The sequence below is a fragment of the Serratia rhizosphaerae genome (assembly GCF_009817885.1).
Taxonomy (GTDB): Bacteria; Pseudomonadota; Gammaproteobacteria; order Enterobacterales; family Enterobacteriaceae; genus Serratia_B; species Serratia_B rhizosphaerae.
Genome location: NZ_CP041764.1, coordinates 1,109,300 through 1,135,560, shown reverse-complemented (window position 1 = coordinate 1,135,560; position 26,261 = coordinate 1,109,300). Strand labels below are relative to the sequence as shown.

General features: G+C 58.1%; 25 protein-coding genes, 1 tRNA gene and 1 pseudogene. 20 read left to right on the top strand and 7 right to left on the bottom strand.

The annotated features are described in order from the left end of the window. The first annotated feature begins 80 nt into the window (after positions 1-80). A complete protein-coding gene (gene mtnK, locus FO014_RS05390; protein WP_160028195.1) occupies positions 81-1,280 on the top strand; it encodes an S-methyl-5-thioribose kinase in 1,200 nt (399 codons plus the stop codon). A 215-nt stretch (positions 1,281-1,495) separates the two neighbouring features. Here mtnK and fadE read toward each other — a convergent pair whose 3' ends face one another. Beyond that, positions 1,496-3,952, bottom strand: a complete 2,457-nt coding sequence (fadE, locus tag FO014_RS05385; RefSeq protein WP_105229920.1) for an acyl-CoA dehydrogenase FadE — start codon at positions 3,950-3,952, stop codon at positions 1,496-1,498. Between the two features lie 247 nt (positions 3,953-4,199). Here fadE and lpcA point away from each other — a divergent pair, with 247 nt between their 5' ends. After that, the gene (gene lpcA, locus FO014_RS05380) at positions 4,200-4,781 is read left to right on the top strand and encodes a D-sedoheptulose 7-phosphate isomerase (protein WP_054306523.1); all 582 of its coding nucleotides are present in this window, start codon (positions 4,200-4,202) and stop codon (positions 4,779-4,781) included. A gap of 75 nt (positions 4,782-4,856) precedes the next feature. Next, positions 4,857-5,624 carry a class II glutamine amidotransferase gene (locus FO014_RS05375; RefSeq protein WP_160031359.1) on the top strand — a complete coding sequence of 256 codons (768 nt, stop codon included), beginning with the start codon at positions 4,857-4,859 and terminating at the stop codon, positions 5,622-5,624. On the opposite strand, the gene dpaA is transcribed toward FO014_RS05375, so the two are convergent. Further along, the gene (gene dpaA, locus FO014_RS05370) at positions 5,595-6,386 is read right to left on the bottom strand and encodes a peptidoglycan meso-diaminopimelic acid protein amidase (protein WP_105229922.1); all 792 of its coding nucleotides are present in this window, start codon (positions 6,384-6,386) and stop codon (positions 5,595-5,597) included. The two genes, FO014_RS05375 and dpaA, sit on opposite strands and share 30 nt — an antisense overlap. A 709-nt stretch (positions 6,387-7,095) precedes the next feature. Here dpaA and FO014_RS05365 point away from each other — a divergent pair. From FO014_RS05365 to nqrM, 8 genes are read left to right on the top strand one after another with little or no spacing between them, the layout of a single operon-like run. Beyond that, positions 7,096-8,442: a Na(+)-translocating NADH-quinone reductase subunit A gene (locus FO014_RS05365; protein WP_111737668.1), complete on the top strand. Its 1,347-nt coding sequence runs from the start codon at positions 7,096-7,098 to the stop codon at positions 8,440-8,442. A 3-nt stretch (positions 8,443-8,445) separates the two neighbouring features. Next, a complete protein-coding gene (locus tag FO014_RS05360) occupies positions 8,446-9,687 on the top strand; it encodes an NADH:ubiquinone reductase (Na(+)-transporting) subunit B (protein ID WP_105229924.1) in 1,242 nt (413 codons plus the stop codon). Next, on the top strand, positions 9,677-10,471 hold the full coding sequence (locus tag FO014_RS05355) for a Na(+)-translocating NADH-quinone reductase subunit C (protein ID WP_105229925.1): 795 nt from the start codon (positions 9,677-9,679) through the stop codon (positions 10,469-10,471). The genes FO014_RS05360 and FO014_RS05355 overlap by 11 nt, the downstream gene beginning before the upstream one ends. Then, complete coding sequence (locus FO014_RS05350; RefSeq protein ID WP_105229926.1) at positions 10,464-11,093, top strand: NADH:ubiquinone reductase (Na(+)-transporting) subunit D; 630 nt, start codon at positions 10,464-10,466, stop codon at positions 11,091-11,093. Before FO014_RS05355 ends, FO014_RS05350 begins: the two co-directional genes overlap by 8 nt. A gap of 6 nt (positions 11,094-11,099) precedes the next feature. Then, positions 11,100-11,696 carry an NADH:ubiquinone reductase (Na(+)-transporting) subunit E gene (nqrE, locus tag FO014_RS05345; protein ID WP_105229927.1) on the top strand — a complete coding sequence of 199 codons (597 nt, stop codon included), beginning with the start codon at positions 11,100-11,102 and terminating at the stop codon, positions 11,694-11,696. A 27-nt stretch (positions 11,697-11,723) separates the two neighbouring features. Beyond that, the gene (gene nqrF / locus FO014_RS05340; protein WP_105229928.1) at positions 11,724-12,947 is read left to right on the top strand and encodes an NADH:ubiquinone reductase (Na(+)-transporting) subunit F; all 1,224 of its coding nucleotides are present in this window, start codon (positions 11,724-11,726) and stop codon (positions 12,945-12,947) included. Then, complete coding sequence (locus tag FO014_RS05335; protein WP_105229929.1) at positions 12,948-13,979, top strand: FAD:protein FMN transferase; 1,032 nt, start codon at positions 12,948-12,950, stop codon at positions 13,977-13,979. 7 nt (positions 13,980-13,986) lie between these two features. Then, positions 13,987-14,214: a (Na+)-NQR maturation NqrM gene (gene nqrM, locus FO014_RS05330; protein WP_105229930.1), complete on the top strand. Its 228-nt coding sequence runs from the start codon at positions 13,987-13,989 to the stop codon at positions 14,212-14,214. A gap of 9 nt (positions 14,215-14,223) precedes the next feature. Here nqrM and FO014_RS05325 read toward each other — a convergent pair whose 3' ends face one another. Beyond that, positions 14,224-15,126: a glycerophosphodiester phosphodiesterase family protein gene (locus FO014_RS05325; protein ID WP_425500811.1), complete on the bottom strand. Its 903-nt coding sequence runs from the start codon at positions 15,124-15,126 to the stop codon at positions 14,224-14,226. Positions 15,127-15,296: 170 nt separating this feature from the next. Between FO014_RS05325 and dinB the strand changes: the two genes are divergently transcribed. Continuing rightward, complete coding sequence (gene dinB, locus FO014_RS05320) at positions 15,297-16,361, top strand: DNA polymerase IV (RefSeq protein WP_160028191.1); 1,065 nt, start codon at positions 15,297-15,299, stop codon at positions 16,359-16,361. A gap of 30 nt (positions 16,362-16,391) precedes the next feature. Here dinB and pepD read toward each other — a convergent pair whose 3' ends face one another. Further along, a complete protein-coding gene (gene pepD / locus FO014_RS05315) occupies positions 16,392-17,852 on the bottom strand; it encodes a beta-Ala-His dipeptidase (protein ID WP_160028189.1) in 1,461 nt (486 codons plus the stop codon). A gap of 391 nt (positions 17,853-18,243) precedes the next feature. Between pepD and gpt the strand changes: the two genes are divergently transcribed. From gpt to FO014_RS05280, 7 genes are all read left to right on the top strand, one after another. Next, a complete protein-coding gene (gpt, locus tag FO014_RS05310; RefSeq protein WP_105229934.1) occupies positions 18,244-18,702 on the top strand; it encodes a xanthine phosphoribosyltransferase in 459 nt (152 codons plus the stop codon). Between the two features lie 301 nt (positions 18,703-19,003). After that, positions 19,004-20,251 (top strand): esterase FrsA, encoded by a 1,248-nt coding sequence (gene frsA, locus FO014_RS05305; RefSeq protein WP_105229935.1) that lies wholly within the window; start codon positions 19,004-19,006, stop codon positions 20,249-20,251. Positions 20,252-20,311: 60 nt separating this feature from the next. Continuing rightward, positions 20,312-20,713, top strand: a complete 402-nt coding sequence (crl, locus tag FO014_RS05300) for a sigma factor-binding protein Crl (RefSeq protein WP_105229936.1) — start codon at positions 20,312-20,314, stop codon at positions 20,711-20,713. A 107-nt stretch (positions 20,714-20,820) separates the two neighbouring features. After that, a complete protein-coding gene (gene proB / locus FO014_RS05295; protein WP_105229937.1) occupies positions 20,821-21,924 on the top strand; it encodes a glutamate 5-kinase in 1,104 nt (367 codons plus the stop codon). Between the two features lie 9 nt (positions 21,925-21,933). Next, positions 21,934-23,187 carry a glutamate-5-semialdehyde dehydrogenase gene (proA, locus tag FO014_RS05290; protein ID WP_160028187.1) on the top strand — a complete coding sequence of 418 codons (1,254 nt, stop codon included), beginning with the start codon at positions 21,934-21,936 and terminating at the stop codon, positions 23,185-23,187. Positions 23,188-23,390: 203 nt separating this feature from the next. After that, positions 23,391-23,466: transfer RNA gene (locus tag FO014_RS05285), tRNA-Thr, on the top strand. 380 nt (positions 23,467-23,846) lie between these two features. Next, the gene (locus FO014_RS05280) at positions 23,847-24,314 is read left to right on the top strand and encodes a GNAT family N-acetyltransferase (RefSeq protein ID WP_105229939.1); all 468 of its coding nucleotides are present in this window, start codon (positions 23,847-23,849) and stop codon (positions 24,312-24,314) included. Between the two features lie 180 nt (positions 24,315-24,494). On the opposite strand, the gene FO014_RS05275 is transcribed toward FO014_RS05280, so the two are convergent. Next, positions 24,495-24,833: a Hint domain-containing protein gene (locus FO014_RS05275; RefSeq protein WP_160028185.1), complete on the bottom strand. Its 339-nt coding sequence runs from the start codon at positions 24,831-24,833 to the stop codon at positions 24,495-24,497. After that, positions 24,830-25,198, bottom strand: a complete 369-nt coding sequence (locus tag FO014_RS05270) for a tlde1 domain-containing protein (protein ID WP_111737662.1) — start codon at positions 25,196-25,198, stop codon at positions 24,830-24,832. Before FO014_RS05270 ends, FO014_RS05275 begins: the two co-directional genes overlap by 4 nt. A gap of 405 nt (positions 25,199-25,603) precedes the next feature. On the opposite strand from FO014_RS05270, the gene FO014_RS24240 reads away from it, so the two are divergent. Further along, positions 25,604-25,954: a putative T6SS immunity periplasmic lipoprotein gene (locus FO014_RS24240; protein ID WP_425500810.1), complete on the top strand. Its 351-nt coding sequence runs from the start codon at positions 25,604-25,606 to the stop codon at positions 25,952-25,954. Positions 25,955-26,081: 127 nt separating this feature from the next. On the opposite strand, the pseudogene FO014_RS05265 reads toward FO014_RS24240, so the two are convergent. Further along, a pseudogene (locus FO014_RS05265) lies at positions 26,082-26,189 on the bottom strand (transposase); the annotation flags it as partial. Positions 26,190-26,261 lie beyond the last annotated feature (72 nt).

Below are 26,261 nucleotides of genomic sequence, written 5' to 3'. Positions count from 1 at the left end.
TTTCGGATGTATAGATGTCCAAATGCCTTTACGTCTAAAAAAATAAGATCCTGTTTGTCAGTGATACCAGAGGGGTTGAGATGTCGCTTTACCGTACCTTTACGGCAGCCGATGCCGTTGAATACGCCCGCCAGTTCGGACAACTGGCCGATCCGCACACGCTGGTCAGCGCCGAGGAGATCGGCGACGGCAACCTGAACCTGGTGTTTAAAATCCGCGACCGGGAAGGCGTCAGCCGGGCGATCGTCAAGCAGGCGCTGCCGTACGTACGCTGCGTCGGTGAGTCCTGGCCGCTGACGCTCGACCGGGCGCGCATTGAGGCCCAAACGCTGCTGATCCATGGCGAGTTCTGCCCGCGCCATACCGTGCGCGTACTGCATCATGACGCGGAGCTGGCGGTGATGGTGCAGGAAGATCTCTCCGACCACCAAATCTGGCGCAACGCGCTGATCGCCGGGCATTACTATCCGTTGGCGGTCGGCCAGCTGGCGGAGTATCTGGCGCAGACGCTGTTTCATACCTCTGATTTTTACCAAAATGCGCAGCAGAAAAAGGCGCAGGTCAGCCGCTTTACCAACCCCGAGCTGTGCCAGATTACCGAAGATCTGTTTTTCAGCGATCCTTACTGCGACCACGAACGCAATCAGTTTGACGAAGCGCTGCTGCCGCAGGTACGCGAGCTGCGCCACGACGCGGCGCTGAAGCTGGCGGTCGCCGGGCTGAAGCACCGTTTTCTCAGCAAAGCCGAAGCGTTATTGCACGGCGATATTCACAGCGGCTCGATATTTGTTGCCGAAGGGCGGCTGAAGGCGATTGATGCCGAATTCGGCTTCTACGGGCCGATCGGCTTCGACGTGGGTACCGCGCTGGGCAACCTGCTGCTGAACTACTGCGGGTTGCCGGGGCTGCTTGGCCCGCGCGACGCCGCCGCCGGCCGCGAACAGCGGCTGCAGGACGTGCGCGAGCTGTGGCTGATTTTCGCCGACCGCTTTCTGGCGCTGTGTCAGCAAAAGACGGAAGATGCCGCGCTGGCGACGTCCGGCTATGCGGAGCGCTTCCTGCAGCAGGTATGGCAGGATGCGGTGGGCTATTGCGGTACCGAACTGATTCGCCGCACCATCGGCCTGGCGCACGTCGCCGATCTGGATGCGATTGAGGATGCTGATATGCGCGCCGAATGCCAGCGTAACGCGCTGAGCCTGGGGCGGGCGCTGATCGTTAATGAGCCGCAGATGGCCAATGTCGATGAGCTGCTGGCGCGTATTCGCCAGCACAGTTAAATCGCAGCGGGTTGCGGCGATCAAAAAAGGGGCGAAGATCGCCCCTGAGGTTGATGACAAAGCCGTCTGATGGCCCGAGATACCCGGGCCTAGCGTAACGAGGGGCGCTCCGGCGGCTTACGCCGCTACGACCCCATCGCCACGCTCTCCCTAATAACTGACTTTGTCAGCGGTCTGAGGGGCGAAGATCGCCCCTTAATGATTACCGCGTGTGCTTACGCCGCTTCAGTATGCGGACGGCGTTTCTCCTGCGGCTGCGGCTTTTCCGGCTGCTGCGCCGCCAGCGCCTCCGGTGCGAAGTCATCCACGTTGATCGAACGCAGACGGCTCTCTTCGGCCTTGGTCAGGATGCGCGCTTCCTCATCGCTGATCTTGCCTTCTTCCAGTGCGCGCTGCGCCAGACGATCCAGCCGGGTGAACGGCAGGTTTTTACCGGCCTCTTTACACAGGCGGGCATGAATCGGCTCGGCGGCGATCACATCCACCAGCGCCTCTTCCAGCAGGCCTATCGGGTTGTGCTCGCTGGCGGCCAGGTACTGCCCGCGTCCCAGACGGCTGCGGGTGGCGGACGGTTGCTGCAGGATCTTCGCCAACTGGTGATCCAGACGATCGGACGGCGCCTGATGCACGCGGCCGAACGGCAGGATCACCAGCCGCAGCGCCCCGGCGATAAAGCGGTTCGGGAAGTTGCGCAGCAGATCGTCCAGCGCCTGCTCGGCCTGATGCAGACAGTCCTGCACGCCCCAGTGCACCAGCGGCAGATCGTCCTTCTGACGTCCTTCATCTTCAAAACGTTTCAGCGTGGCGGAGGCCAGATACATCTGGCTGAGAATATCCCCCAGGCGTGCGGAAATGCGTTCGCGACGCTTCAGATCGCCGCCCAGTACGCCCATAGAGACGTCCGACAGCAGCGCCAGGTTGGCGCTCAGGCGGTTCAGCTGCTGATAGTAGCGGCGGGTGGCGTCTTTGGTCGGCGAGGCGCTGGTGCGGCCGTTGGTCAGGCCGAGCCAGAAGCTGCGTACCTTGTTGCTGCCCACGTGGCCGAGGTGGCCGAACAGCGCCCGGTCGAAATCGGCCAGATCGTTGTTCTGCGCCGCCGCCATTTCCTGCAGGACGTAAGGATGGCAGCGGATCGCCCCCTGACCGAAGATCATCATGGTACGGGTCAGGATATTGGCCCCTTCCACGGTGATGGCGATCGGCGCGCCCTGATAGGCGCGGGCCAGGAAGTTGGATTCGCCCAGCATAATGCCCTTACCGCCGGCGATATCCATGGCGTCAATCGTTGACTGCTGACCGCGGTGGGTACAGTGGTATTTGACGATCGCTGACAGCACCGCCGGTTTTTCGCCCTGCACCAGCGCATAGGTAATCAGCGAGGCGGCGGCATCCATCACATAGGTGTTGCCGGCGATGCGCGCCAGCGGTTCTTCGATCCCTTCCATCTTGCCGATGGCGATTTTGAACTGACGGCGGATATGGGCGTAGGCGCCGATGCCCAGCGCCAGCGATTTCACGCTGCCGGTGGAGTTGGAAGGCAGCGTGATGCCGCGACCGACCGACAGACACTCAACCAGCATGCGCCAGCCCTGACCGGCCATTTTCGGCCCGCCGATAATGTAGTCGATCGGGACGAAGACGTCGGTGCCGCGCGTCGGGCCGTTCTGGAACGGAATGTTCAGCGGGAAGTGGCGGTTGCCGATCTCCACGCCCGGCGTGCTGGTCGGGATCAGCGCGCAGGTGATGCCCGGCGCTTCGTCGTCGCTCAGCAGGTGATTCGGGTCGTACAGTTTAAACGCCAGGCCGAGCACGGTAGCCACCGGCGCCAGCGTGATATAGCGCTTGTTCCAGGTCAGGCGCATGCCCAGAACCTGTTCGCCTTGCCACTCGCCCATGCACACGGTGCCGACGTCCGGAATGGCGCCGGCATCCGAACCGGCCTCAGGGCTGGTCAGCGCGAAGCACGGGATCTCTTCGCCGCGCGCCAGGCCCGGCAGATAACGGTTTTTTTGCTCTTCGGTGCCGTAATGCTGCAGCAGCTCGCCCGGGCCGAGGGAGTTCGGTACGCCGACGGTGATCGCCAGAATGCCGGACACACCCGCCAGTTTCTGTAGCACGCGCGCCTGGGCGTAAGGTGAGAACTCCAGCCCGCCGAACTCTTTCTTGATGATCATGGCAAAGAAGCGGTGCTCTTTCAGGTATGCCCACAGCTCCGGCGGCAGATCGGCCAGCTCATGAGTGATCTGGAAGTCGTTGGCCATACGGCAGGCTTCTTCCACCGGGCCGTCGAGGAACGCCTGCTCTTCGGCGCTCAGCTGCGGCTGCGGATAGTTATGCAGCTTGTTCCAGTCCGGCGCGCCGCGGAACAGATCGCCTTCCCACCAGGTGGTACCGGCGTCGATCGCCTCTTTCTCTGTGGTGGACATCGGCGGCATCACTTTACGGAACGCTTTTAACGCCGGTGCGGACAGCCAGCCGCGACGCAGTGACGTCACGTTCAGCGGCAGCAGGATCACGGCCAGCGGCAGCAGCATCCAGAAACTCCACAGGCCGATAACGCCCATGACGGCGGTATAGGCCAACAGCAGCAGGCTGCTGAGGGTCAGATTTACCCGGTGGTAGAACAGCACGCTGATAAGCGCCAGTAGCACAACAATACTAAGAACCATCATGATTACAGCTCCTAAGTCGTAAGAGGTCTGACCTGTTTGGTGTATAGATTGGTTTTAGTTCAGGCGATTGTTTTTATCAATGCATTTACACTTTAATTACAACTCAGGTCACAAACTGACAGCACCAAAGGTCAAAAAACGCAGGCGCTCCTCAACCGATGCGTAGTTTCGCGCGCAGTGCTTCTCGGTTTTTCCCCGATCCGTTACACTGCAAGGCGGAAGATTGACGATAAAAAGAGGCTATCTCATGTACCACGACCTGATTCGCAGTGAACTGAATGAAGCGGCGGATACGCTGGCGAAATTTATCAGCGATGACGCCAACATCGACGCCATTCAGCGCGCCGCCGTATTGCTGGCCGATTCCTTTAAAGCCGGCGGCAAGGTGATCTCCTGCGGCAACGGCGGTTCGCACTGCGACGCGATGCATTTCGCCGAAGAGCTGACCGGCCGCTACCGCGAGAACCGTCCGGGCTACCCGGCGATTGCCATTTCCGACGTGAGCCACCTGTCCTGCGTCAGCAACGACTTCGGTTATGACTATGTGTTCTCCCGCTATGTGGAAGCCGTGGGTCGCGAAGGCGACGTGCTGCTGGGCATCTCTACCTCCGGCAACTCCGGCAACATCATCAAGGCGATTGAAGCAGCGCGCGCCCAAGGGATGAAGGTGATCACCCTGACCGGCAAAGACGGCGGTAAAATGGCCGGTTCCGCCGATGTGGAAATCCGCGTGCCGCACTTCGGCTACGCTGACCGCATTCAGGAAATCCATATCAAAGCGATTCATATCTTGATTCAGCTGATCGAAAAAGAGATGGTTAAGGCTTAAGGCCGACGGGGGCCGCGCGTCCCCGTCTTCATGAGGTAGGGGCGCAGGGCGCCCACTATGAAGGAGTGGTTTTCGATGTGTGAACTGCTCGGGATGAGCGCGAATGTGCCGACCGATATCTGTTTCAGTTTTACCGGCCTGGTGCAGCGCGGCGGCCGCACCGGTCCGCATAAAGACGGTTGGGGCATCACCTTCTATGAAGGCAACGGCTGCCGCACGTTTAAAGATCCGCAGCCCAGTTTCAATTCGCCGATCGCCCGTCTGGTGCAGGACTACCCAATCAAGTCCTGCGCGGTAATTTCGCATATCCGCCAGGCCAACCGCGGCGAGGTGGCGCTGGAAAATACCCATCCGTTTACCCGCGAGCTGTGGGGACGCAACTGGACTTACGCGCACAACGGCCAGCTGAAAGGCTACCGTAACCTGGAAACCGGCACCTTCCGCCCGATCGGCCAGACCGACAGCGAATATGCATTCTGCTGGCTGCTGCACCAGCTGTCGCTGAAATACCCGCGTACGCCGGGCCGCTGGCCGGCGGTGTTCCGCTATATCGCGCTGCTGGCGCAGCAGCTGCGCAGTAAAGGCGTGTTCAATATGCTGCTGTCGGACGGCCAGTACGTGATGGCCTTCTGCTCGACCAATCTGTACTGGATCACGCGCCGCGCGCCGTTTGGCAAGGCGACGCTGCTCGATCAGGACGTGGAGATTGATTTTCAGCGGCAGACCACGCCGAACGACGTGGTCACGGTGATTGCCACCCAGCCGCTGACCGGCAATGAAACCTGGCACAAGATTGAGCCAGGCGAGTTTGCCTTATTTCACTACGGTGAGCGGCTGCTGTGACGGGCTGAACGGGTTGCCTGACTGCGCGCCGGAGGTGGTTGCCGGCTGCGTTGTCGAGGCGAACAGCGTATTCGACTGCCCGCCGTTCATCAGCGGTTTGCCCAGCACATACTGGCCGTTGGCGACCTGCATGGTCGGCGGCTGGTGGTTTTTGACAAAGTAGTCATAGCCCGGCTTCAGCTGACGCCAGAAGCTGGCGTACACCGAGGAGCGGTGGCGTATCATGTTCTGTTCGGTCATGCGGAACGGGTAGATGCTGATATCCACCAGACGCTGGCCGTTGTTGAACGCCGCCGCCACATAGCGGTAGATCTCATCCATATAACCGTTGGTCATGGCGTAGCAGCCGATGGATTTACATTCGCCGTGGATCATCAGGTAGGCGCCGGAATAGCCCTGCGCGCGGTCGTACGCATTCGGGAAGCCGATATTAATCGCCCGATAATAGCGGCTGTCGGGTTTCAGATGGCGCACGTCGACGCTATAAAAGCCCTCGGGACTCTTAAAGTCGCCCTGGACGCGTTTCGGCCCCAGTCCGCCGGAATAGTTACAGATCGGAAAACTATTCACCAGACGGAACTCATTGCCCATCTTGGCGTAAAGTTCTAACGTCCGCTCTTCTTTAAATATCTGGATATAGACGGGCGAACCCATTAATTGCTGTTTAACAACCGGTGTTTCAGGCACCTGCTCGCTGGCGCTGCAGGCGGTGATCATCGGCATAGAAACCAGCATCGCAAATAACAGCGCGATTCTGCTCATTAAATTATTCCTGCTATACCCCGTCATAATCCCGCGCCATACCCGTGCCGGCCATAGTGCCGCGCTTCCCGCCGCAGGCCATGGCCTGTTGCGGAACCGATGCCCGGTCGCCGTCCTGGTGTGACTTGAATTATTCAGGATAAATATTTATGTGCCGACGGTGATTAACCGTCCGCGTGCCACTGACTTTTTGTTGCATTTACGCCACGCCAGATTACCAGCGTGTTTATATTTAGCAATATAGGATATGTATAAAAAAACTACAAAGCTCGATAAAAGTGAATTAACCGCCAATTTTTAACGATTCATGCAGGAAATAAGCAACAACTTAATTCCGTTTGCTTGACTCAGGTCACTGACGAATGGAGAAAAATGTTGCGAAAAATGTTACCATCTTCGGCTTGATACCGCTGGGCTGTGGCCAGCAGGTCGGGTATTGGCAAGCAAACAAACCGTTCGCGTTCAGCGGCCGTTTCGCCAGTGGCGAAGCAGCGTTGCGCCGGTTGAATTGTGGGTGAGGGAAGGGGGCGTCAATAACAATGGAAGTGCTGTTCTCTACTCATAGCGTCAATACGCGAGAATTCATGTTGAATACGGCGTTGGAGTATTCAACCCGGAGGCGACGTGTGGCGTCTCATCATCCTGGCATTGTCCGTACTGGCCCTGGCCACGACGACATGTGAAACCATAAAAACATCGTATAAATCCTATGATTAAAATCAGAAAAGGGTTAGACCTGCCGATAGCCGGAGCACCGACTCAGGCGATTCAGGACGGCCCGCATCTCAAGCACGTGGCACTGCTGGGGGAGGAGTATATCGGTATGCGTCCCTCCATGCTGGTGCAGGAGGGCGACAGCGTTAAGCTTGGTCAGGCGCTGTTCGAAGATAAAAAGAACCCCGGGGTCTTATTCACCGCGCCGGCCGGCGGCAAAATCGTCGCCATCAACCGCGGCGAGCGTCGCGTCCTGCAATCGGTGGTGATTGCCGTTGACGACGACGCGCAGCAGGAAACGTTCGCCCATTACTCACCGGCCGATCTGGCGCAGCTGGAACGCGGCATGGTAGAAGGCGAGCTGCTGAGCAGCGGCCTGTGGACTGCGCTGCGCACCCGTCCTTTCAGTAAAACGCCGCGTCCGGGCAGCACGCCGCGCGCCATTTTCGTCACCGCTATCGACACCCAGCCGCTGGCCGCCGATCCGCAGGTGATCATCGCCGAGCAGCTGGCGGCGTTTAACGCCGGCCTGACGGTGCTGACGCGTCTGACCGACGGCAAGGTGCACGTCTGCCAGGCGGCCGGCGGCAAACTGTCCGGCGCCGATAATGCGCAAATCACCTACAACGAGTTCGCCGGCCCGCACCCAGCAGGGTTGGTAGGCACTCACATTCACTTTATCGAGCCGGTAAGCATCAAGAAAACCGTGTGGCATATCGGCTATCAGGATGTGATCGCCATCGGCACGCTGTTCACCACCGGCAAACTCGACACGCGTCGCGTGGTTGCCCTGGCCGGGCCGCAGGTTGAACAGCCGGCGCTGCTGCGCACCCGTCTGGGCGCCAGCCTGGATGAGCTGACCGCGGGCCGCCTGAAAGACGGCGAAAACCGTGTGATCACCGGCTCAGTGCTGAGCGGCACGCACGCCGTCGGCCCGAAGGCCTACCTCGGCCGCTTCCACAGTCAGGTGTCCGTGCTGGAAGAAGGGCGTGAAAAAGAGCTGCTCGGCTGGGTGCTGCCTTCGTCGAACAAGTTCACTATCACCCGTACCACGCTGGGGCACTTCCTGAAGAACAAACTGTTCGCCTTCTCCACCAGCACCAACGGCGGAGAGCGTTCCATGGTGCCGATCGGCAACTACGAGCGGGTGATGCCGCTGGATATTCTGCCGACGCTGCTGCTGCGCGATCTGCTGGCGGGCGATACCGACAGCGCGCAGTCTCTGGGCTGCCTGGAGCTGGATGAAGAGGATCTGGCGTTGTGCACCTTTGTCTGCCCGGGTAAGTATGAATACGCTCCGGTGCTGCGCGACGTGCTGACCAAGATTGAGCTGGAAGGATAACCCATGGGCCTGAAGAACTATTTTGAGAAAATCGAGCATCACTTCACGCCGGGCGGCAAGCTGGAAAAGTGGTACCCGTTATATGAAGCCACCACTACGGTCTTCTACACGCCGGGCACGGTGACGCACGGCGCTTCGCACGTGCGTGACGCCATCGACCTGAAGCGCATGATGATCCTGGTGTGGATGGCGGTATTCCCGGCGATGTTCTGGGGCATGTACAACGTGGGGCAGCAGGCGATCCCCGCGCTGCACCAGATGTACAGCGGCGATCAGCTGCAACAGGTGCTGGCGGGCGACTGGCACTACGTGCTGGCGCAGTGGCTGGGCGCCTCGCTGGCGCCGGACGCCGGCTGGGTCAGTAAAATGGTGCTGGGGGCAACCTACTTTGTGCCGATTTACGCCGTGGTGTTTATCGTCGGCGGCTTTTGGGAAGTGTTGTTCTCCATCATCCGCAAGCATGAGATTAACGAAGGTTTCTTCGTCACCTCGATTCTGTTTGCGCTGATCGTACCGCCGACGCTGCCGCTGTGGCAGGCGGCGCTGGGGATTACCTTCGGCGTGGTGATTGCCAAAGAGATCTTCGGCGGCACCGGACGCAACTTCCTCAACCCGGCGCTGGCAGGGCGCGCGTTCCTGTTCTTCGCCTACCCGGCGCAGATTTCCGGCGATCTGGTGTGGACCTCGGCGGACGGCTTCTCCGGCGCAACCCCGCTGGCCCAGTGGAGCGCCGGCGGCGCGCAGGGCCTGAGCAACGTGGCGACCGGCCATTCCATCACCTGGATGGACGCCTTCCTCGGCAACATTCCCGGCTCTGTTGGTGAAGTCTCCACGCTGATGATCCTGATCGGCGGCGCGATTATCCTGTTTGCCCGCATCGCTTCCTGGCGCATCGTCGCCGGCGTGATGCTCGGCATGATCGCCACCGCCTATCTGTTTAACGCAATTGGCTCCGACACCAACCCGATGTTCGCCATGCCGTGGTACTGGCACATGGTGCTGGGCGGTTTCGCCTTCGGCATGATCTTTATGGCGACCGACCCGGTTTCCGCCGCCTTCACCAACAAAGGGAAGTGGTGGTACGGCATCCTGATCGGCGTGATGTGCGTGTTGATTCGCGTGGTCAACCCGGCCTATCCGGAAGGGATGATGCTGGCGATTCTGTTCGCCAACCTGTTCGCACCGCTGTTCGATTATCTGGTGGTGCAGGCTAACATCAAGCGGAGAAAAGCCCGTGGCGAGTGAAGCAAAAAATGACAGCATCGGTAAAACGCTGCTGGTAGTACTGTTGCTGTGTCTGGTGTGTTCAGTGGTGGTGGCGGGCTCCGCCGTCGGCCTGAAGTCCAAACAGCAGGAGCAAAAGCTGCTGGATAAGCAGCGCAATATCCTGGACGTGGCGGGGCTGCTGCAGCCGGCGATGCCCGGCGAGCAGGTGAAGCAAATCTTCGACAAACGCATTGAGGCGCGGCTGGTGGATCTGAACAGCGGCGATTTCGTGCAGGGCGATGCGACATCGTTCGATCAGGCCGCAGCGCTGCGCGATAACGCCAAGAGCATCGCCTTGCCGGCGGCGCAGGATCCGGCGGGCATCAAGCGTCGCAGCAACCAGGCTGAAATTTACCTGGTGCGCGACGACGCCGGCGCGGTCAGCAAAATCGTGCTGCCGGTATACGGCACCGGCCTGTGGTCGATGATGTACGCCTTTGTCGCCGTCGACGGCGATGGCGACACGGTCAAAGGCATCACCTACTACGACCAGGGGGAAACCCCGGGGCTGGGCGGTGAGGTGGAAAATGCGTCCTGGCGCCAGCAGTGGGTGGGCAAGAAGCTGTTTGACGACAGCGGCAAGCCGGCCATCCGCGTGGTGAAAGGCGGCGCGCCCGCAGGGGATATTCATGGCGTGGACGCCCTGTCCGGCGCGACCCTGACCTCCAACGGCGTACAGCACACTTTTGATTTCTGGTTGGGCGAACATGGTTTTGGCCCGTTCCTGAAAAAAGTTCGTGAAGGAGCGCTGAAAAATGGCTGATTCCAAAGAGATTAAACGGGTCCTGCTGGGGCCGCTGTTTGACAACAACCCGATTGCCCTGCAGGTGCTGGGCGTCTGTTCCGCGCTGGCGGTGACCACCAAGCTGGAAACGGCGGTGGTGATGACCATTGCGGTCACGCTGGTGACGGCGTTCTCCAGTTTCTTTATTTCACTGATCCGTCATCACATTCCCAACAGCGTACGCATTATCGTGCAGATGGCGATTATCGCCTCGCTGGTGATCGTGGTTGACCAGGTGCTGCGCGCCTACGCGTTTGAAATCTCCAAACAGCTGTCGGTATTCGTCGGGCTGATCATCACCAACTGTATCGTGATGGGACGCGCCGAAGCCTATGCGATGAAGTCGCCGCCGATCGAAAGCTTTATGGACGGCATCGGCAACGGGCTGGGCTACGGCGTGATTCTGATCCTGGTCGGTTTCCTGCGTGAGCTGATCGGTTCCGGCAAGCTGTTCGGCGTGTCGGTGCTGGAAACGCTGCAGAACGGCGGCTGGTATATGCCGAACGGCCTGTTCCTGCTGGCGCCGAGCGCATTCTTTATTATCGGCCTGCTGATTTGGGCGCTGCGCACGCTGAAGCCTGCGCAGGTTGAAAAGGAGTAATCGGCGATGGAACATTATATCAGTCTGTTTGTCCGCGCCGTTTTCGTTGAAAACATGGCGCTGGCGTTCTTCCTCGGCATGTGTACCTTCCTCGCGGTGTCGAAGAAGGTCTCTACCGCCTTTGGTCTGGGGATTGCCGTCACCATCGTGCTGGGCATTGCGGTGCCGGCGAACAACCTGGTCTACAACCTGATTCTGCGCGACGGCGCGCTGATGGACGGTGTGGATCTGAGCTTCCTCAACTTCATCACCTTTATCGGGGTGATTGCGGCGCTGGTACAGGTTCTGGAGATGATCCTCGATCGCTTCTTCCCGTCGCTGTACAACGCCCTCGGCATCTTCCTGCCGCTGATTACCGTGAACTGCGCCATCTTCGGCGGCGTGTCCTTCATGGTGCAGCGTGACTACAACTTCGCGGAATCTGTGGTGTACGGCTTCGGCTCCGGCACCGGCTGGATGTTGGCGATTGTCGCGATGGCGGGGATCCGCGAGAAACTGAAGTATGCCGATGTGCCGGCAGGGTTACGCGGTCTGGGCATCACCTTTATTACCACCGGGCTGATGGCGTTGGGCTTTATGTCCTTCTCCGGGGTTCAGTTGTAATAACCCAGAGATAAAGGCGGAAAATTTATGGAAATTATTTTAGGCGTAGCGATGTTCACCTGCATCGTCATGGTGCTGGCGCTACTGATCCTGTTTGCCAAATCCAAACTGGTGAACACGGGCGACGTGGCCGTTGAAGTCAACGGCGACAAGGATAAAAGCTTCCACGCGCCGGCGGGGGACAAGCTGCTCAATATGCTGTCCGGTCAGGGGATTTTCGTCTCCTCGGCCTGCGGCGGCGGCGGCTCCTGCGGCCAGTGCCGGGTAGTGATCAAAGAAGGCGGCGGCGATATCCTGCCGACCGAACTGTCGCATATCACCAAGCGCGAAGCGAAAGAGGGCTGCCGCCTGGCCTGCCAGGTCAACGTGAAGCAGAATCTGAAAATCGAGCTGCCGGAGGAGATCTTCGGCGTGAAGAAATGGGAATGCGAAGTCATTTCCAATGACAACAAAGCGACCTTTATCAAAGAGCTGAAGCTGAAGATCCCGGACGGCGAAGACGTGCCTTTCCGTGCGGGCGGTTTTATTCAGATTGAAGCGCCGGCGCACGATATCGGCTATGCCGATTTTGACGTGCCGGAAGAGTACCGCGGCGACTGGGACAAGTTTAACCTGTTCCGCTACCGCTCCAAGGTTGACGACACCACGGTGCGTGCGTATTCCATGGCGAACTACCCGGATGAAAAAGGCATTATCATGCTGAACGTGCGTATCGCCACGCCGCCGCCGAACAATCCGGATGTGCCGCCGGGCATCATGTCGTCTTATATCTGGTCGCTGAAGCCGGGCGATAAGGTGACGATCTCCGGGCCGTTCGGCGAGTTCTTCGCCAAAGAGACCGACGCCGAGATGATCTTTATCGGCGGCGGCGCGGGTATGGCGCCGATGCGTTCGCATATTTTCGACCAGTTGAAACGCCTGCACTCGAAGCGCAAGATTACCTTCTGGTACGGCGCCCGCTCGCTGCGTGAAATGTTCTATGAAGATGACTTCAATCATCTGCAGGAAGAGAACGAAAACTTCACCTGGCACGTGGCGCTGTCGGATCCGCAGCCTGAGGATAACTGGACCGGCTACACCGGCTTTATCCACAACGTGTTGCTGGAGAACTACCTGAAGAACCATCCGGCGCCGGAAGACTGCGAGTTCTACATGTGCGGGCCGCCGATGATGAACGCCGCGGTGATCAAGATGCTGAAGGATTTGGGCGTTGAAGATGAAAACATCATGCTTGATGACTTTGGTGGCTAAATGCGCGCGTCAGCAATGAAAGGCTGGCTAACACTGGTGGCGCTTGGCGCCACCTTGTTATTAAGCGGATGCGGGCCGGCGCAGGTGAGCCTCGAGGGTAAAACCATGGGGACCTCCTATTCGATCCGCTATCTGCCCGGCGACGATACGCCGTCGGCCAGCGAGATACAGACGGAGATCGACAAACGTCTGGAGTTGGTAAATGACCAGATGTCGACCTACCGGCCGGATTCAGAGCTAAGCCGCTTTAACCGCAGCCGCGCGGTCGATACGCCGTTCCCGGTGTCCGCCGCGACGGCGCAGGTGGTCAGCGAGGCGCTGCGTATTAACCGCGTGACCGACGGCGCGCTGGACGTCACCGTCGGGCCGCTGGTCAACCTGTGGGGCTTTGGCCCGGAAGGGCGCAGAACCCAGGTGCCGGAGGCCGCAGAACTGGCGCAGCGCCGCGCCTGGACCGGCATCGACAAGCTGGCGGTGCAGGGCAATGCGCTGGTGAAGCATATCCCGGAACTGTATGTTGACCTGTCGTCGATCGCCAAGGGGTACGGCGTCGACGTGGTGGTGAACTACCTGCAATCCCGGCAGGTGCGAAACTACATGGTGGATATCGGCGGCGAAGTACGCACCCGTGGTCTGAACGGCAAGGAGCAGCCGTGGCGGATTGCCATCGAGCGGCCCAGCGACGACGCGCAACAGCGCGCACAGCTGGTGATTCAGCCCGGCAATATGGCGATCGCCACTTCGGGCGACTATCGCAACTACTTCGAGCAGGACGGCGTGCGCTATTCGCATACCATCGATCCGCGCAGCGGCCGGCCGGTTGAGCACCGCCTGGCGTCGATTACCGTCATCAGCCCGACCTGTATGACCGCCGACGGCCTGTCGACCGGGCTGGACGTGATGGGGCCGGAACGCGGCATGGCGCTGGCCAACCTGCTCGGGATCCCGGTCTATATGATCGTGAAAACCGACGACGGTTTTGAAGAGCGCTATTCCGCAGCCTTTGAACCGTATATGAAGAAAATCCTGTGAGGCCGCTATGCTGACGGTATTTGTTGCCACCTTCGTGTTATTTCTGCTGATTATCGGCGGCATGTCGCTGGGCTATGTGTTTAAACGCAAAAGCCTGCAGGGCAGCTGTGGCGGCATCACCGCGCTGGGGATGGAGAAAGTCTGCGACTGCCCGGAACCCTGCGATGCGCGTAAAAAGCGCCTGGCGAAAGAGGCGCAGCGCCGGGAACAGTTGGAAAAGCACCGTATTTTATAGTCGTTGATATCATTCCGGGGCGCGGCTGACCGCGCCCTGATTTTTCTCCCGCCACCGTTGCGCCTGTTTGGGCGAATCCACCATTACCGCGTCTGCGCCTAATATCTGCGCCTGCCGGTAAGCCTGCGGCGAGTTGACGCCGAATAGGACAATCCGCGCCGGCCCTTGCGAGCGGAAACAGGCCATCGATTCATCGTCCCAACTGAGCTGTGCCTTGGAGCGTCCTTCGCCCAGCGTGTATTTTTCCACCACCTCGACTTCGCGCGTCAGTTCCAGCCCGTACCAGCGGGGCGCATTACCGTGCGGCTGCAGCTGGCAGCGGTGCGCCATGGTGACGTTAGCCAGCAGGCTGCGGGTTTCATCGCGGCTGACAAAGCGCGCAATCTGCGGCGGCAGCGCTTGCAGGTAACGGGCATCGGTGGAATAGACCCGGGTGCGCGCCAGGGCGTGCTGCGCTTCCAGCGTCGTCAGCAGCGCGCGGGCGAAGCGGGCCGGATCGGCGTCCGGCGACTTGATGTCCAGATAGAAGGTGGCGTGCGGAAAGGTTTGCAGCACCGTTGCCAGCCGGGGAATGCCGATGCCCTGCGCGCGGTACGGGTGACTGCCGCTGCGGGCGTAGGCCCAGCCGGCATCCGTCTGCGCCAGCTGTTCGGCGCTGTAGGCGGAGACCGGGCCGCGAGCGTTAGTGAGTGCTTGCAGATCGGCGGGACGGTACAGCACGATGACGCCGTCTTTGGCCTGCTGCAGCGTGATCCACACGGCATCGGCGCCGTTGTCCAAGGCGCTGCGGATGGCCGGCAGGGTATTTTCCGGCGCGTCGGCGGTGCCGCCGCGGTGGGCGATAATCGCCGGCTGCGGCGCGGCAACGGCGTTCAACAGCGGGGTGCACAGCAGTAGCAGCAGCGCGGGCAGAGCGCGTAGTGGAGACATGATAACCTTCCTGAAATTGGCCTGGCGTTATCATACGGCTGAAAAATGACGCTTTTTTTACTCCCCGTCGCCTGTATTCAGATATTGCCCAGGCCCCGTATTGAGTACCGATAATTTTGCTGTATACTTATACAGTATTACCGGAGGGCGCGATGCGTAAAATCATTCATGTCGATATGGATTGCTTCTTTGCCGCAGTGGAAATGCGCGACAATCCCAGCCTGCGGGATATTCCGCTGGCGATCGGGGGCAGTGCCGAGCGGCGTGGCGTGATCAGCACCGCCAACTATCCGGCGCGTCGCTACGGCGTGCGCAGCGCGATGTCGACCGCGATGGCGCTGAAGCTGTGCCCGCAGCTGACGCTGCTGCCGGGGCGCATGGCGGCCTATAAAGAGGCCTCGCAGCATATTCGCCAGATCTTTGCGCGCTATACCTCGCTGATTGAACCGCTGTCGCTGGATGAAGCCTATCTGGACGTGACCGACAGCCCGCAGTGCAACGGCTCGGCCACGCTGATGGCGGAAGCAATCCGGCAGGCCATTTTTGATGAACTGCAGCTCACCGCCTCGGCCGGCGTGGCGCCGATCAAGTTTCTTGCCAAGATCGCCTCCGATCTGAATAAACCTAACGGACAGTATGTGATCCCGCCGACGCAGGTGGCGCCTTTTCTGCAGCAGCTGCCGCTCGGTAAAATTCCCGGTGTGGGCAAGGTGACCGCCAAGCGGTTGGAAGAATTGGGGCTGCACACCTGCGCCGACGTGCAGCGTTACGATCTGGCCGCGCTGTTAAAGCGCTTCGGCAAGTTCGGCCGGGTATTGTGGGAGCGCAGTCAGGGGATTGACGAACGTCAGGTCTCCTCGGAGCGGCTGCGTAAATCGGTCGGCGTGGAACGCACGCTGGCAGAGGATATTCACGACTGGTCCCAGTGCGAGACGCTGATTGTCGACAAACTCTACCCCGAGCTGGAAGCGCGTCTGCGCAAAGTAAAACCCGACCTGCATATTGCCCGTCAGGGGGTGAAACTGAAGTTTCAGGATTTCCAGCTGACTACGCAGGAGCACGTCTGGCCGGTGCTGAACCGGGAGGACTTGCTGGCGGTAGCGCAGCAGGTGTGGCGTGAGCGGCGTGAAGGGCGCGGCGTCCGGCTGGTGGGGTTGCACGTCACCTTACTGGATCCGCAGATAGAACGGCAGCTGCTGCTGCCGTGGGACGGTTAAGGGCCGGATGAACCCGGCCCTGATGCGTACTTAGTCGCGCTCCGGAATGGCTTTCAGCAGTTCGGTCAGCAGCTGCCAGTACAGGCCGACGCTTTCGATCTGCACCTGCTCATCCGGCGAGTGCGGCCCGGTGATGGTCGGCCCGATAGAGACCATATCCATATCCGGATACGGCTTCTTGAACAGCCCGCACTCCAGACCGGCGTGGATCACCATGATGTTCGGCGTCTTGTTAAACAGACGCTGATACAGCTCGCGCACCAGATGCATCACCGCTGAATCGGCGTCCGGCTGCCAGCCCGGGTAGCCGCCTTTCGGCGCCACTTTGGCGCCCGCCAGTTGGCCCAGCGCGGTCAGCATGTCGACCACGTAGTCTTTGCCGCTGTCGATCAGCGAGCGGATCAGGCAGATGATTTCTGCTTCGCTGTCGCTGGTGGTGATCACGCCGAGATTCAGCGAGGTTTCCACCACGCCCTGCACCGCGTCGCTCATGCGGATTACGCCGTTTGGCGTGCCGTTCAGCAGTGCCAGGAAGCGCTGCTGGCTGTCGGCGGTCAGCGCCTGCTGCGCGCTGTCGCTTGGCTCCAGCAGCACGGTGATGTTTTTCTCTTTTGCCGCCAGTTCGTTCTGCAGCGTTGCCAGGAACTCCTGGCTCAGCGCTTTCAGCGCTTCAACCTGGTCCGCGGCGACCGCCACGGTGGCGAAGGCTTCACGCGGGATAGCGTTGCGCAGCGTGCCGCCGTTCAGCTCCAGCAGGCGCAGGCCGAGCTGCGAGGCGTGAGCGAACAGGAAGCGGGCCAGCAGCTTGTTGGCGTTGCCGAGACCCAGGTGGATATCCGCGCCGGAGTGGCCGCCTTTCAGGCCCTTGATGGTCAGTTTCAGCGTCTGATAACCGGCCGGCATCGCTTCACGCTGCAGCGGCAGGGTGGTGATAAAATCAATCCCGCCGGCGCAGCCCATGTAGATCTCGCCTTCTTCTTCCGAATCGGTGTTGATCAGGATATCCGCCTGCAGCCAGTTCGGCTGCAGACCGAACGCGCCGTCCATGCCGGCTTCTTCGGTCATGGTCAGCAGCACTTCCAGCGGGCCGTGCTCAACGCTGTCATCCGCCAGCACCGCCAGCGCGGAAGCCATGCCGATGCCGTTGTCTGCGCCCAGCGTGGTGCCGCGCGCTTTGACCCATTCACCGTCGATATACGGCTGGATCGGATCTTTGGCGAAGTCGTGCACGGTGTCGTTGTTCTTTTGCGGCACCATATCTAGGTGCGCCTGCAGCGCGACCGGCTTACGGTTTTCCATGCCTTGGGTAGCAGGCTTGCGCAGCAGAATATTGCCGACCTGGTCGCGCTCGGCGTGCAGGTTTTTCTCTTTGGCCCAGTCGAGGATATGCTGCGCCAGTGCTTCTTCATGGTAAGAAGGGTGCGGAATCGAGCAGATTTTGGCGAAAATGTCCCACAGCGGCTGTGGTGAAAGTTGAGACAATTCAGACACGTTGAGTCTCCTGTTGACGGCGCTTCCGGCTCAGACGGCGGAGGCCGTGCGGTTAAGTTAAGGGCAATGCCCGGCGGAGATAAACGCGTGGCCGGGGCGGCTGCCGTTAGCGTGGCTAGCTATGTGCCGCGTCGGCACGATAGTCAGAGAATATCATTTTATTTGCGCCGGTGCGCGTGCCGTATCACGCTGTATAATCGGTAAAAGGGCGCGGTTTTATAGGAAGTTGCCGGCTTTTTCAGCATGAATCGCCAGAGGCGGGCGGTAACGAATTCGCGATCAATTCCTCGGTTCAACTGGTATTCAGCGCGCCCAGTCTCTATAATCTCGCGCAACCTTTTTTCCCCTGAACATTTAGTAAGCCGATTTTACACTGGCTGGGACACCTTTTATGAGCGAAAAATACGTTGTTACCTGGGATATGTTGCAAATGCAAGCGCGCAAACTGGCGCATCGCCTGCTGCCTGCCGAAAAATGGACCGGCATTATCGCGGTAAGCCGCGGCGGCCTGGTGCCGGCAGCGCTGCTGGCGCGTGAACTGGGGATTCGCCACGTCGATACCGTCTGCATTTCCAGCTATGACCACGACAACCAGCGTGAGATGAAAATCCTCAAGCGCGCTGAAGGTGACGGCGAAGGTTTCATCGTAGTTGACGATCTGGTGGATACCGGCGGCACCGCGAAAGCCATCCGCGACATGTATCCTAAAGCCCACTTCGTCACCATTTTCGCCAAGCCGGCCGGTCGCCCGCTGGTGGACGACTACGTGGTCGACATCCCGCAGGATACCTGGATCGAACAGCCTTGGGATATGGGCGTCAGCTTCGTCCCACCGATCGGCGGCCGCTAAGCGTCACGCTGTTGAAACGCCCGGTGATGCCGGGCGTTGGCATTTTCAGGCCTCCTGCCGCTTTATTTTTGTAAATTCCCGCCGTTTTTTCCCCTGCCGTCCGGCGCTTTTTTCCGCCGCTATTAGCGATAAACGGATTAGTTATCAGTGCGCTAGCGGGCGCTTTTGCCGCATTGATGCGTAAAATTAACGCATATTTAACAATGAGATAGTTTGGTTTCCGCCGCCGGAGTTAGGTACACTACAGGCAATCATCAGGCCGTTTTTCGCCTGCGCCAGATTTACGGAGGCTGTTGTTACCATGGCACAAGCCAACCTTTCTGAGATTTTATTCAAGCCCTCATTCAAGCACCGCGAGACGTCGACGCTGATTCAGCGTGCGCCGCACGCCCGCTCTGCCAGCATGCACTCGCCGCTGGAAGGCGACACCGCCAATAACTGGTACCGCATGCTGAACCGCCTGTTGTGGTCGTGGCGCGGCGTGGACGCGGTGGAGATTGTCGAGGTGCTGTCGCGCATTGCGGCCTCCGCGGCGGAACACAGCGACGAGCGCCTGCTCGATACCGTGGTGGGCTACCGTAACGGCAACTGGATTTACGAGTGGGTGCATCAGGGCATGCAGTGGCAGCAGCGCGCGCTGGAACAGCAGGACCCGCTGCAGGCGGGCAGGCACTGGCTGCGTGCCGCCAACTTTTACAGCATCGCCGGCTATCCGCACCTGAAGGGCGACGAGCTGGCGGAGCAGGCCGAAGTGCTGGCCAACCGCGCCTATGAAGAGGCGGCGCTGCTGCTGCCTTATCAGCTGAAGGAGCTGGAGTTCAAGATTGAAGGCGGCAGCCCGATTACCGGCTTCCTGCATATGCCGGAGCAGGGCAAGGCGCCGTTCCCGACGGTGCTGATGTGCGGCAGCCTCGATACGCTGCAGACCGACTACCACCGCCTGTTTAACGATTATCTGGCCCCGCTGGGCATTGCGATGCTGACCATCGATATGCCGTCAATCGGCGCCTCCTCCAAATGGAAACTGACGCAGGATTCCAGCTTCCTGCACCAGCAGGTGCTGAACCAGCTGCCCGGCGTACCTTGGGTCGACCATCAACGGGTGACCGCCTTCGGCTTCCGCTTTGGCGCCAACGTGGCGGTGCGGCTGGCGTATCTGGAACCGCAGCGCCTGCGCGGCGTAGCCTGCCTGGGCCCGGTGGTGCACGGTATTTTGTGCGATGCCCGCAACCAGCAGCAGGTGCCGGACATGTATATGGACGTGCTGGCCAGCCGGATGGGCATGGCCGACGCTTCCGATAATGTGCTGAAAATGGAACTGAACCGTTACTCTCTGAAAATGCAGGGCCTGCTCGGCCGTCGCTGCTACACGCCGATGCTGTCCGGCTATTGGGAGCAGGACCCGCTCAGTGCAAAAGCGGAGTCGCAGCTGATTGCCTCCTCGTCGCTGGACGGCAAACTGCTGGCGATTCCACGCGCGCCGGTTTACCGCAGCTTCCACAAGGCGCTGCAGCAGATGAGTAGCTGGCTGAATGACAAAATGCGTTAAAGAGTTGCTAATTTTTAACAGTTTGTTAAAAAGAGGGGTCTACATTAAGGAGGTTGCAGTATGACGTTACCGAGTGGTCACCCTAAAAGCCGACTAATGAAACGATTTGCCAGCTTGGGGCCGTACCTGCGTGAAGGGCAATGTGAGAACGACCGGTTTTTCTTTGACTGTCTGGCCGTATGCGTCAACGTGAAACCCGCGCCGGAGAAGCGAGAGTTCTGGGGTTGGTGGATTGAGCTGCAGGCGGATGATGCACGTTTTACCTATACTTATCAGTTCGGGCTGTTTAATAAAGAAGGCGTATGGCAGCCGGAAAAGATTAAAGATGCTGAAGTAAAAGACAAGCTGGAAACCACGCTGCGGGATTTCCATCAGCGTTTGGCGGAGCTGCTGAACGGGATGGAACTGTCGCTGGAACCTGCCGACGATTTTAACGAGCAGCCGATCAAACTTTCTGCTTAGGCGGTTTCCCCGGCAATTGCACTGAATTCGCGTTGTGCCTGTTGGCATAACGCGTCTCTCCTGTTACAAAGTCCTCTGCATTTCTTCTTTTTCAACGGCGAATAATTATGAACGGCAGCCAGACATTGGTTGTGAAATTGGGCACCAGCGTGTTGACCGGCGGATCGCTGCGTCTGAACCGAGCCCATATTGTCGAGCTGGTGCGCCAGTGCGCACAGCAACATGCTGCGGGTCACCGCATTGTTATTGTCACTTCCGGGGCGATTGCCGCCGGGCGTGAGCACCTGGGCTACCCTGAACTGCCCGCCACCATCGCCTCTAAACAGCTGCTGGCGGCAGTAGGGCAGAGCCGCCTGATCCAACTGTGGGAACAGCTGTTTTCGATCTACGGCATCCACGTCGGGCAGATGCTGCTGACGCGCGCCGATCTGGAAGACCGCGAACGTTTCCTCAACGCGCGCGATACCATGAATGCGCTGCTGGATAACCGCATCGTGCCGGTGATCAATGAGAACGACGCGGTTGCCACCGCAGAGATCAAAGTCGGCGACAACGACAACCTGTCGGCGCTGGCGGCGATCCTGGCCGGCGCGGACAAACTGCTGCTGCTGACCGACCAGCCGGGCCTGTTCACCGCCGACCCGCGCAACAACCCGCAGGCGGAGCTGATTCGCGAAGTGCACGGCATTGATGATGCGCTGCGGGCGATTGCCGGCGACAGCGTTTCCGGCCTTGGCACCGGCGGAATGGGCACCAAGCTGCAGGCGGCAGACGTAGCCTGCCGGGCGGGCATCGACGTGGTGATCGCCGCCGGCGGCAAGCCGGGCGTGGTGGCCGACGTGATTGACGGCCATCCGGTGGGCACCCGCTTCCACGCGCTGGAAGCCCCGCTGGAGAACCGTAAACGCTGGATCTTCGGCGCACCGCCGGCCGGCGAGATCACCGTGGATGACGGCGCCGTCGATGCCATTATGGCGCGTGGCAGCTCGCTGCTGCCGAAGGGCATCCGCGAGGTGAAGGGCGATTTTTCCCGTGGCGAAGTGATCCGTATCCGCAACCTGGCGGGGCGCGATCTGGCCCACGGCGTCAGCCGCTACAACAGCGATGCCATGCGCATGATCGCCGGGCACCATTCACAGCAAATCAGTGACATTCTCGGTTATGAATACGGCCCGGTGGCCGTGCACCGCGACGATATGATCGTAAGTTAAGGAGTAAGCATGCTCGAGCAGATGGGGAAGACCGCCAAGCAGGCCTCCTGGCAACTGGCGGTGCTCAGCACGGCGAAAAAAAATCAGGTGTTGTCGGTGATGGCCGACAGACTGGAAGCCGACAGCGACATCATTTTACAGGCTAACCAACAGGATATGGCGCAGGCGCGCGCCAGCGGGATGAGCGAAGCCCTGCTGGACCGCCTGTTGCTGACGCCGGCGCGCCTGACGGCGATCGCCAACGACGTGCGGCAGGTGTGCCGCCTGAACGATCCGGTCGGCCAGGTGCTGGACGGCAACCTGCTGGACAGTGGGCTGAAGCTGGAGCGTCGGCGCGTGCCGCTGGGCGTGATCGGCGTGATTTATGAGGCGCGGCCCAACGTCACCATCGACGTTGCCAGCCTGTGCCTGAAAACCGGCAATGCGGTGATCCTGCGCGGTGGTAAAGAGACGCATCATACCAATCAGGCGACGGTTAAGGTGATCCAGCAGGCGCTGGAGCAGTGCGGCCTGCCGGCGGCGGCGGTACAGGCGATCGACAGCCCGGACCGGGCGCTGGTGAACGAACTGCTGCGGATGGATCGCTACGTCGATATGCTGATCCCGCGCGGCGGCGCCGGCCTGCACAAGCTGTGCCGCGAGCAGTCCACCATTCCGGTGATTACCGGCGGTATCGGCGTGTGCCATATCTACGTTGATGACAATGTGGATTACGACAAGGCGCTGACGGTGATTGAGAACGCCAAAATTCAGCGCCCCAGCGCCTGTAACTCGGTGGAGACGCTGCTGGTGAACCGCAGCATTGCCGACAGCTTCCTGCCGGCGCTCAGCGCCCGGATGGCGGCGGCCGGCGTGACGCTGCACGCCAGCGACAGCGCGATGCCGCTGCTGCAGGACGGCCCGGCGCAGGTAACTGCGGTGAAGGCGGAAGATTACGAAGACGAATGGCTGTCGCTGGATCTGAACGTGACGCTGGTGGACGATATCGACCAGGCGATTGACCATATCCGCAGCCACGGCACTCACCATTCCGACGCTATCCTGACGCGTTCGCTGAGCAACGCCGAGTACTTTGTCCGCGCGGTGGACTCCTCGGCGGTTTACGTGAACGCCAGCACCCGCTTTACCGATGGCGGCCAGTTCGGCCTGGGCGCGGAAGTGGCGGTCAGCACGCAGAAACTACACGCCCGCGGCCCGATGGGGCTGGACGCGCTGACCACCTATAAGTGGATCGGCTACGGCGACGATCTGGTGCGCGGCTGACGCGTAGCGAGTGGGTAACCAAGTCGGCGGGGCGCAGCATGCTGCGCCCCGTTTATTTCTGCCGCCCGCGACGGATTTAGCCCACAATAAGTATACGGTTGATGAGATATTCAGCGAACGATTAGCCGCCTATTGACTCATCGCCGGCTTTTGCATAAGTTGTTCAACGCACGCCGATCTGCCCCGCAGATCCACCTCCCAAAGCCGATATAGCTCAGTTGGTAGAGCAGCGCATTCGTAATGCGAAGGTCGTAGGTTCGACTCCTATTATCGGCACCATATTCCTGCATAAAATCATTAAGTTATCGTTTCGGCGTTTTGCTTTGTTCAGCACCAAAGTGCGTTTTCGTGTTGGGTGGCAAAAGCAAATGCGTCAGCGATTCATAGGCAAGATCAACATGTCACCACATTGCAAGTTTGACGAGCAGTGCCCTGGCTGATAAAGAATGTGATTTCAAAGGTTGGTTGCTGAAACGCTTGGTCAGTACTCACTGTTGTTTGCCAGCATGGCTGAGTCTGCTGTGCGCCAGAAACGGACGTTGATACCTTAAGCCACTCAATAATCTCCATCCCGGTAACAGTGGGTTAGTCAATATCTTCAGCAGGACTGAATGTACGTGCTAGATTCATAAGTCAGGATGATAAATTGGGGATGACCGATGTTCTATATTTCAGAAGTAATCAAAGGTGATTCTGAGTTAGATTGTCTGGTGAGTGAGCTTGATGCTTTTCAAAGAGAGCTGTATCCAGATGAAAGTAATCACTGTCTGAATTTTTCCAGTGTCAGTGATAATAAACTGCGATGTGTAATTGCACGAGATAAGTATGGAGTTCCGGCAGGTTGCGGCGCTTTACTCCTTCAGGAAGAAGGCTTTGGTGAGGTGAAGCGGGTTTATATTCGTCCAGAATATAGAGGGCGTAAACTCGGAGAGCAAATTGTTACATCTCTTGAAAGTCTCGCGTTAGAAAATACTTGCCATCAATTACGCCTTGAAACAGGTATTCATCAGCAACCTGCTATAGCTCTATATCGCCGGTGCGGATATGTGGTTTGTGAGGCGTTTCCCCCTTATATCGCAGATCCTTTAAGTGTTTTCATGTACAAGAATATACAACTAACTTTATGAGATACACGGGGTCCGTTATAACGTCTGCTCCTCGCATAACAGACGAGTCACCTTCTTGATTGCCAACTTCAGCAGATCTTTATATCAGAGTCGTATCGTATTGAATTGCATCCACAACCATAAGTATTTCCTATCCTCACGACAGTTTCCAGACAGACACCGCTGAGATGGCTACTGCTGTCAGTGGTTGTCTGTGCTTTTAGATATCAAGAACACATTAACGTCGCTTAATGAGCACTCCTCAGCCGATGCGTCATTTTGCGTGATTACTTCGTACTTATTCCCATTTTTATCATGAAATACAAAGTGATAAATCTGTGTGTATTCTCCTTTGTCATGTTTCTCGATAGCCAGCAGTTTGGATTCTGTTTTTGCCTCGTCAATATCTGCGATATCAACAATTTTTTCATTTTTCATCCAGACTTCAGCCATGTTCATCGGCCATGATGTACAGCCGGGAGATGCTGCCCCGGCGGAGATGGTGAACATCAGCCCGGCGATCAGTAAAAGCTTATTCATAGGATCACCTCGAGGTATCTGTCGTTGCTTGCCCATATTTCCTGTCGTGTTCGTAGTGGCATTATAATGCAACCGGTAGATGCTGTCCCTGGTCGGGCAATGCTATCACCATGAATCAAGAAGCCAGCTCGCCCGAACATTTCATTTGATGGGCACGGTTGCAGGCGAATGGAATATTTTCCTGTGGTGGGATGATGAAATGGGCGTCCGGTGATGATGTATTTTCCCCTCGGCAAGGGACCAACGTTGGCCACGTTCTGAAGCTCTGGATTGTTCTTTCCTTTATCCGCGCCCGCATACCCAATACTAACCAATTTTCCATTTCTAGATAATTTTCCTGTGCTTTGCTGATAAACCCAAGCCATATCAATATCCCTTTAAGTATAACCATGTTAAATACGAGCATGGTTCCATTTCTTAGATATCTCGCCATAGATTTTTTATGTTTCCTCACTCTGCTTTAATAAATGTGCCATAGATTTTTTATGTTTCCTCACTCTGCTTTAATAAATGTGCCATAGATCAAAGTATACATGATGTAACAATGGGTTATAATTCTCGATAATATAAACTAGTCATAATGTTTTTATTATTAATAATAATTAATATGACTGTTCTTATGTGTTTTTTATGGTGTAAATATATTGGTTTTCTAGTTGTTTTTATAGATAAGATAAGGAAGTATTAACGAACTATGATGCGACGCAGTTGTGAATTATTTGGTTGGAGAATGCAAGAATTTATCAGGAGGTTTTCTTAAGTGATTAAATATCCTTCCTTCTTTATTTATTTTTCTTGTATTTCTAACGGGATGTGCTGGCGATAGGCTTACTTTTCAACAGGCAGGTGATGCTACTGTAGATAAAAACCGTATATGTATAACTTCTTCTCCTGGGGATACGCTGGAGTATTACTCATTAAGCTCATCAGAAAATAATCATAAAAAGCCACTGGCAATGGAGGACGGTATTGTAAAGCGATATCCTGATACTTGTATTCCCTTACTATTGAAGGAAAGTACGAATTATGAACTGCTCTACGTGCTTAGCGGTCAGTATTACAGATTTGAATTTATAACCGATGACCATAAAAAGTTAACAAAAACATATAGCAAGTCATAACATATCTGGTGTTTCCCTGGGGGGATCACAAGAGATAGCTTCCATGATGGACGGGCATGTTACACAGCAAATTTATATAGCGTTCAGTGTTGGAGTTATTATCTGATGTTAAATCGAACATGGGTGTAGTGGCATCGGAAATGGCGTGCCTACGACAGAACTCACGGGCAGAAACTCCGGCTTCTGCTTCGCGGAGAATACTGAGGATCTGTTCGTCGGAAAAACGCCCCGCGATGCTGTAGGGAGTAACGGAGCTGGATGGGATCAGCGATAGCATTTTATGTTAGCTAAAGTGGCTAAGAACAAT

Bases quoted from the DNA above. Each gene is read 5' to 3' on its own strand.
- FO014_RS05270 (WP_111737662.1), bottom strand. From the start codon at position 25,198: ATGGCTTGGGTTTATCAGCAAAGCACAGGAAAATTATCTAGAAATGGA.
- fadE (WP_105229920.1), bottom strand. From the start codon at position 3,952: ATGATGGTTCTTAGTATTGTTGTGCTACTGGCGCTTATCAGCGTGCTG.
- dpaA (WP_105229922.1), bottom strand. From the start codon at position 6,386: ATGAGCAGAATCGCGCTGTTATTTGCGATGCTGGTTTCTATGCCGATG.
- frsA (WP_105229935.1), top strand. From the start codon at position 19,004: ATGGCACAAGCCAACCTTTCTGAGATTTTATTCAAGCCCTCATTCAAG.
- lpcA (WP_054306523.1), top strand. From the start codon at position 4,200: ATGTACCACGACCTGATTCGCAGTGAACTGAATGAAGCGGCGGATACG.
- FO014_RS05360 (WP_105229924.1), top strand. From the start codon at position 8,446: ATGGGCCTGAAGAACTATTTTGAGAAAATCGAGCATCACTTCACGCCG.
- dinB (WP_160028191.1), top strand. From the start codon at position 15,297: ATGCGTAAAATCATTCATGTCGATATGGATTGCTTCTTTGCCGCAGTG.
- nqrF (WP_105229928.1), top strand. From the start codon at position 11,724: ATGGAAATTATTTTAGGCGTAGCGATGTTCACCTGCATCGTCATGGTG.
- FO014_RS05280 (WP_105229939.1), top strand. From the start codon at position 23,847: ATGTTCTATATTTCAGAAGTAATCAAAGGTGATTCTGAGTTAGATTGT.
- FO014_RS05375 (WP_160031359.1), top strand. From the start codon at position 4,857: ATGTGTGAACTGCTCGGGATGAGCGCGAATGTGCCGACCGATATCTGT.
- FO014_RS05365 (WP_111737668.1), top strand. From the start codon at position 7,096: ATGATTAAAATCAGAAAAGGGTTAGACCTGCCGATAGCCGGAGCACCG.
- gpt (WP_105229934.1), top strand. From the start codon at position 18,244: ATGAGCGAAAAATACGTTGTTACCTGGGATATGTTGCAAATGCAAGCG.
- nqrE (WP_105229927.1), top strand. From the start codon at position 11,100: ATGGAACATTATATCAGTCTGTTTGTCCGCGCCGTTTTCGTTGAAAAC.
- proA (WP_160028187.1), top strand. From the start codon at position 21,934: ATGCTCGAGCAGATGGGGAAGACCGCCAAGCAGGCCTCCTGGCAACTG.
- FO014_RS05350 (WP_105229926.1), top strand. From the start codon at position 10,464: ATGGCTGATTCCAAAGAGATTAAACGGGTCCTGCTGGGGCCGCTGTTT.
- FO014_RS05335 (WP_105229929.1), top strand. From the start codon at position 12,948: ATGCGCGCGTCAGCAATGAAAGGCTGGCTAACACTGGTGGCGCTTGGC.
- proB (WP_105229937.1), top strand. From the start codon at position 20,821: ATGAACGGCAGCCAGACATTGGTTGTGAAATTGGGCACCAGCGTGTTG.
- FO014_RS05275 (WP_160028185.1), bottom strand. From the start codon at position 24,833: ATGAATAAGCTTTTACTGATCGCCGGGCTGATGTTCACCATCTCCGCC.
- mtnK (WP_160028195.1), top strand. From the start codon at position 81: ATGTCGCTTTACCGTACCTTTACGGCAGCCGATGCCGTTGAATACGCC.
- nqrM (WP_105229930.1), top strand. From the start codon at position 13,987: ATGCTGACGGTATTTGTTGCCACCTTCGTGTTATTTCTGCTGATTATC.
- crl (WP_105229936.1), top strand. From the start codon at position 20,312: ATGACGTTACCGAGTGGTCACCCTAAAAGCCGACTAATGAAACGATTT.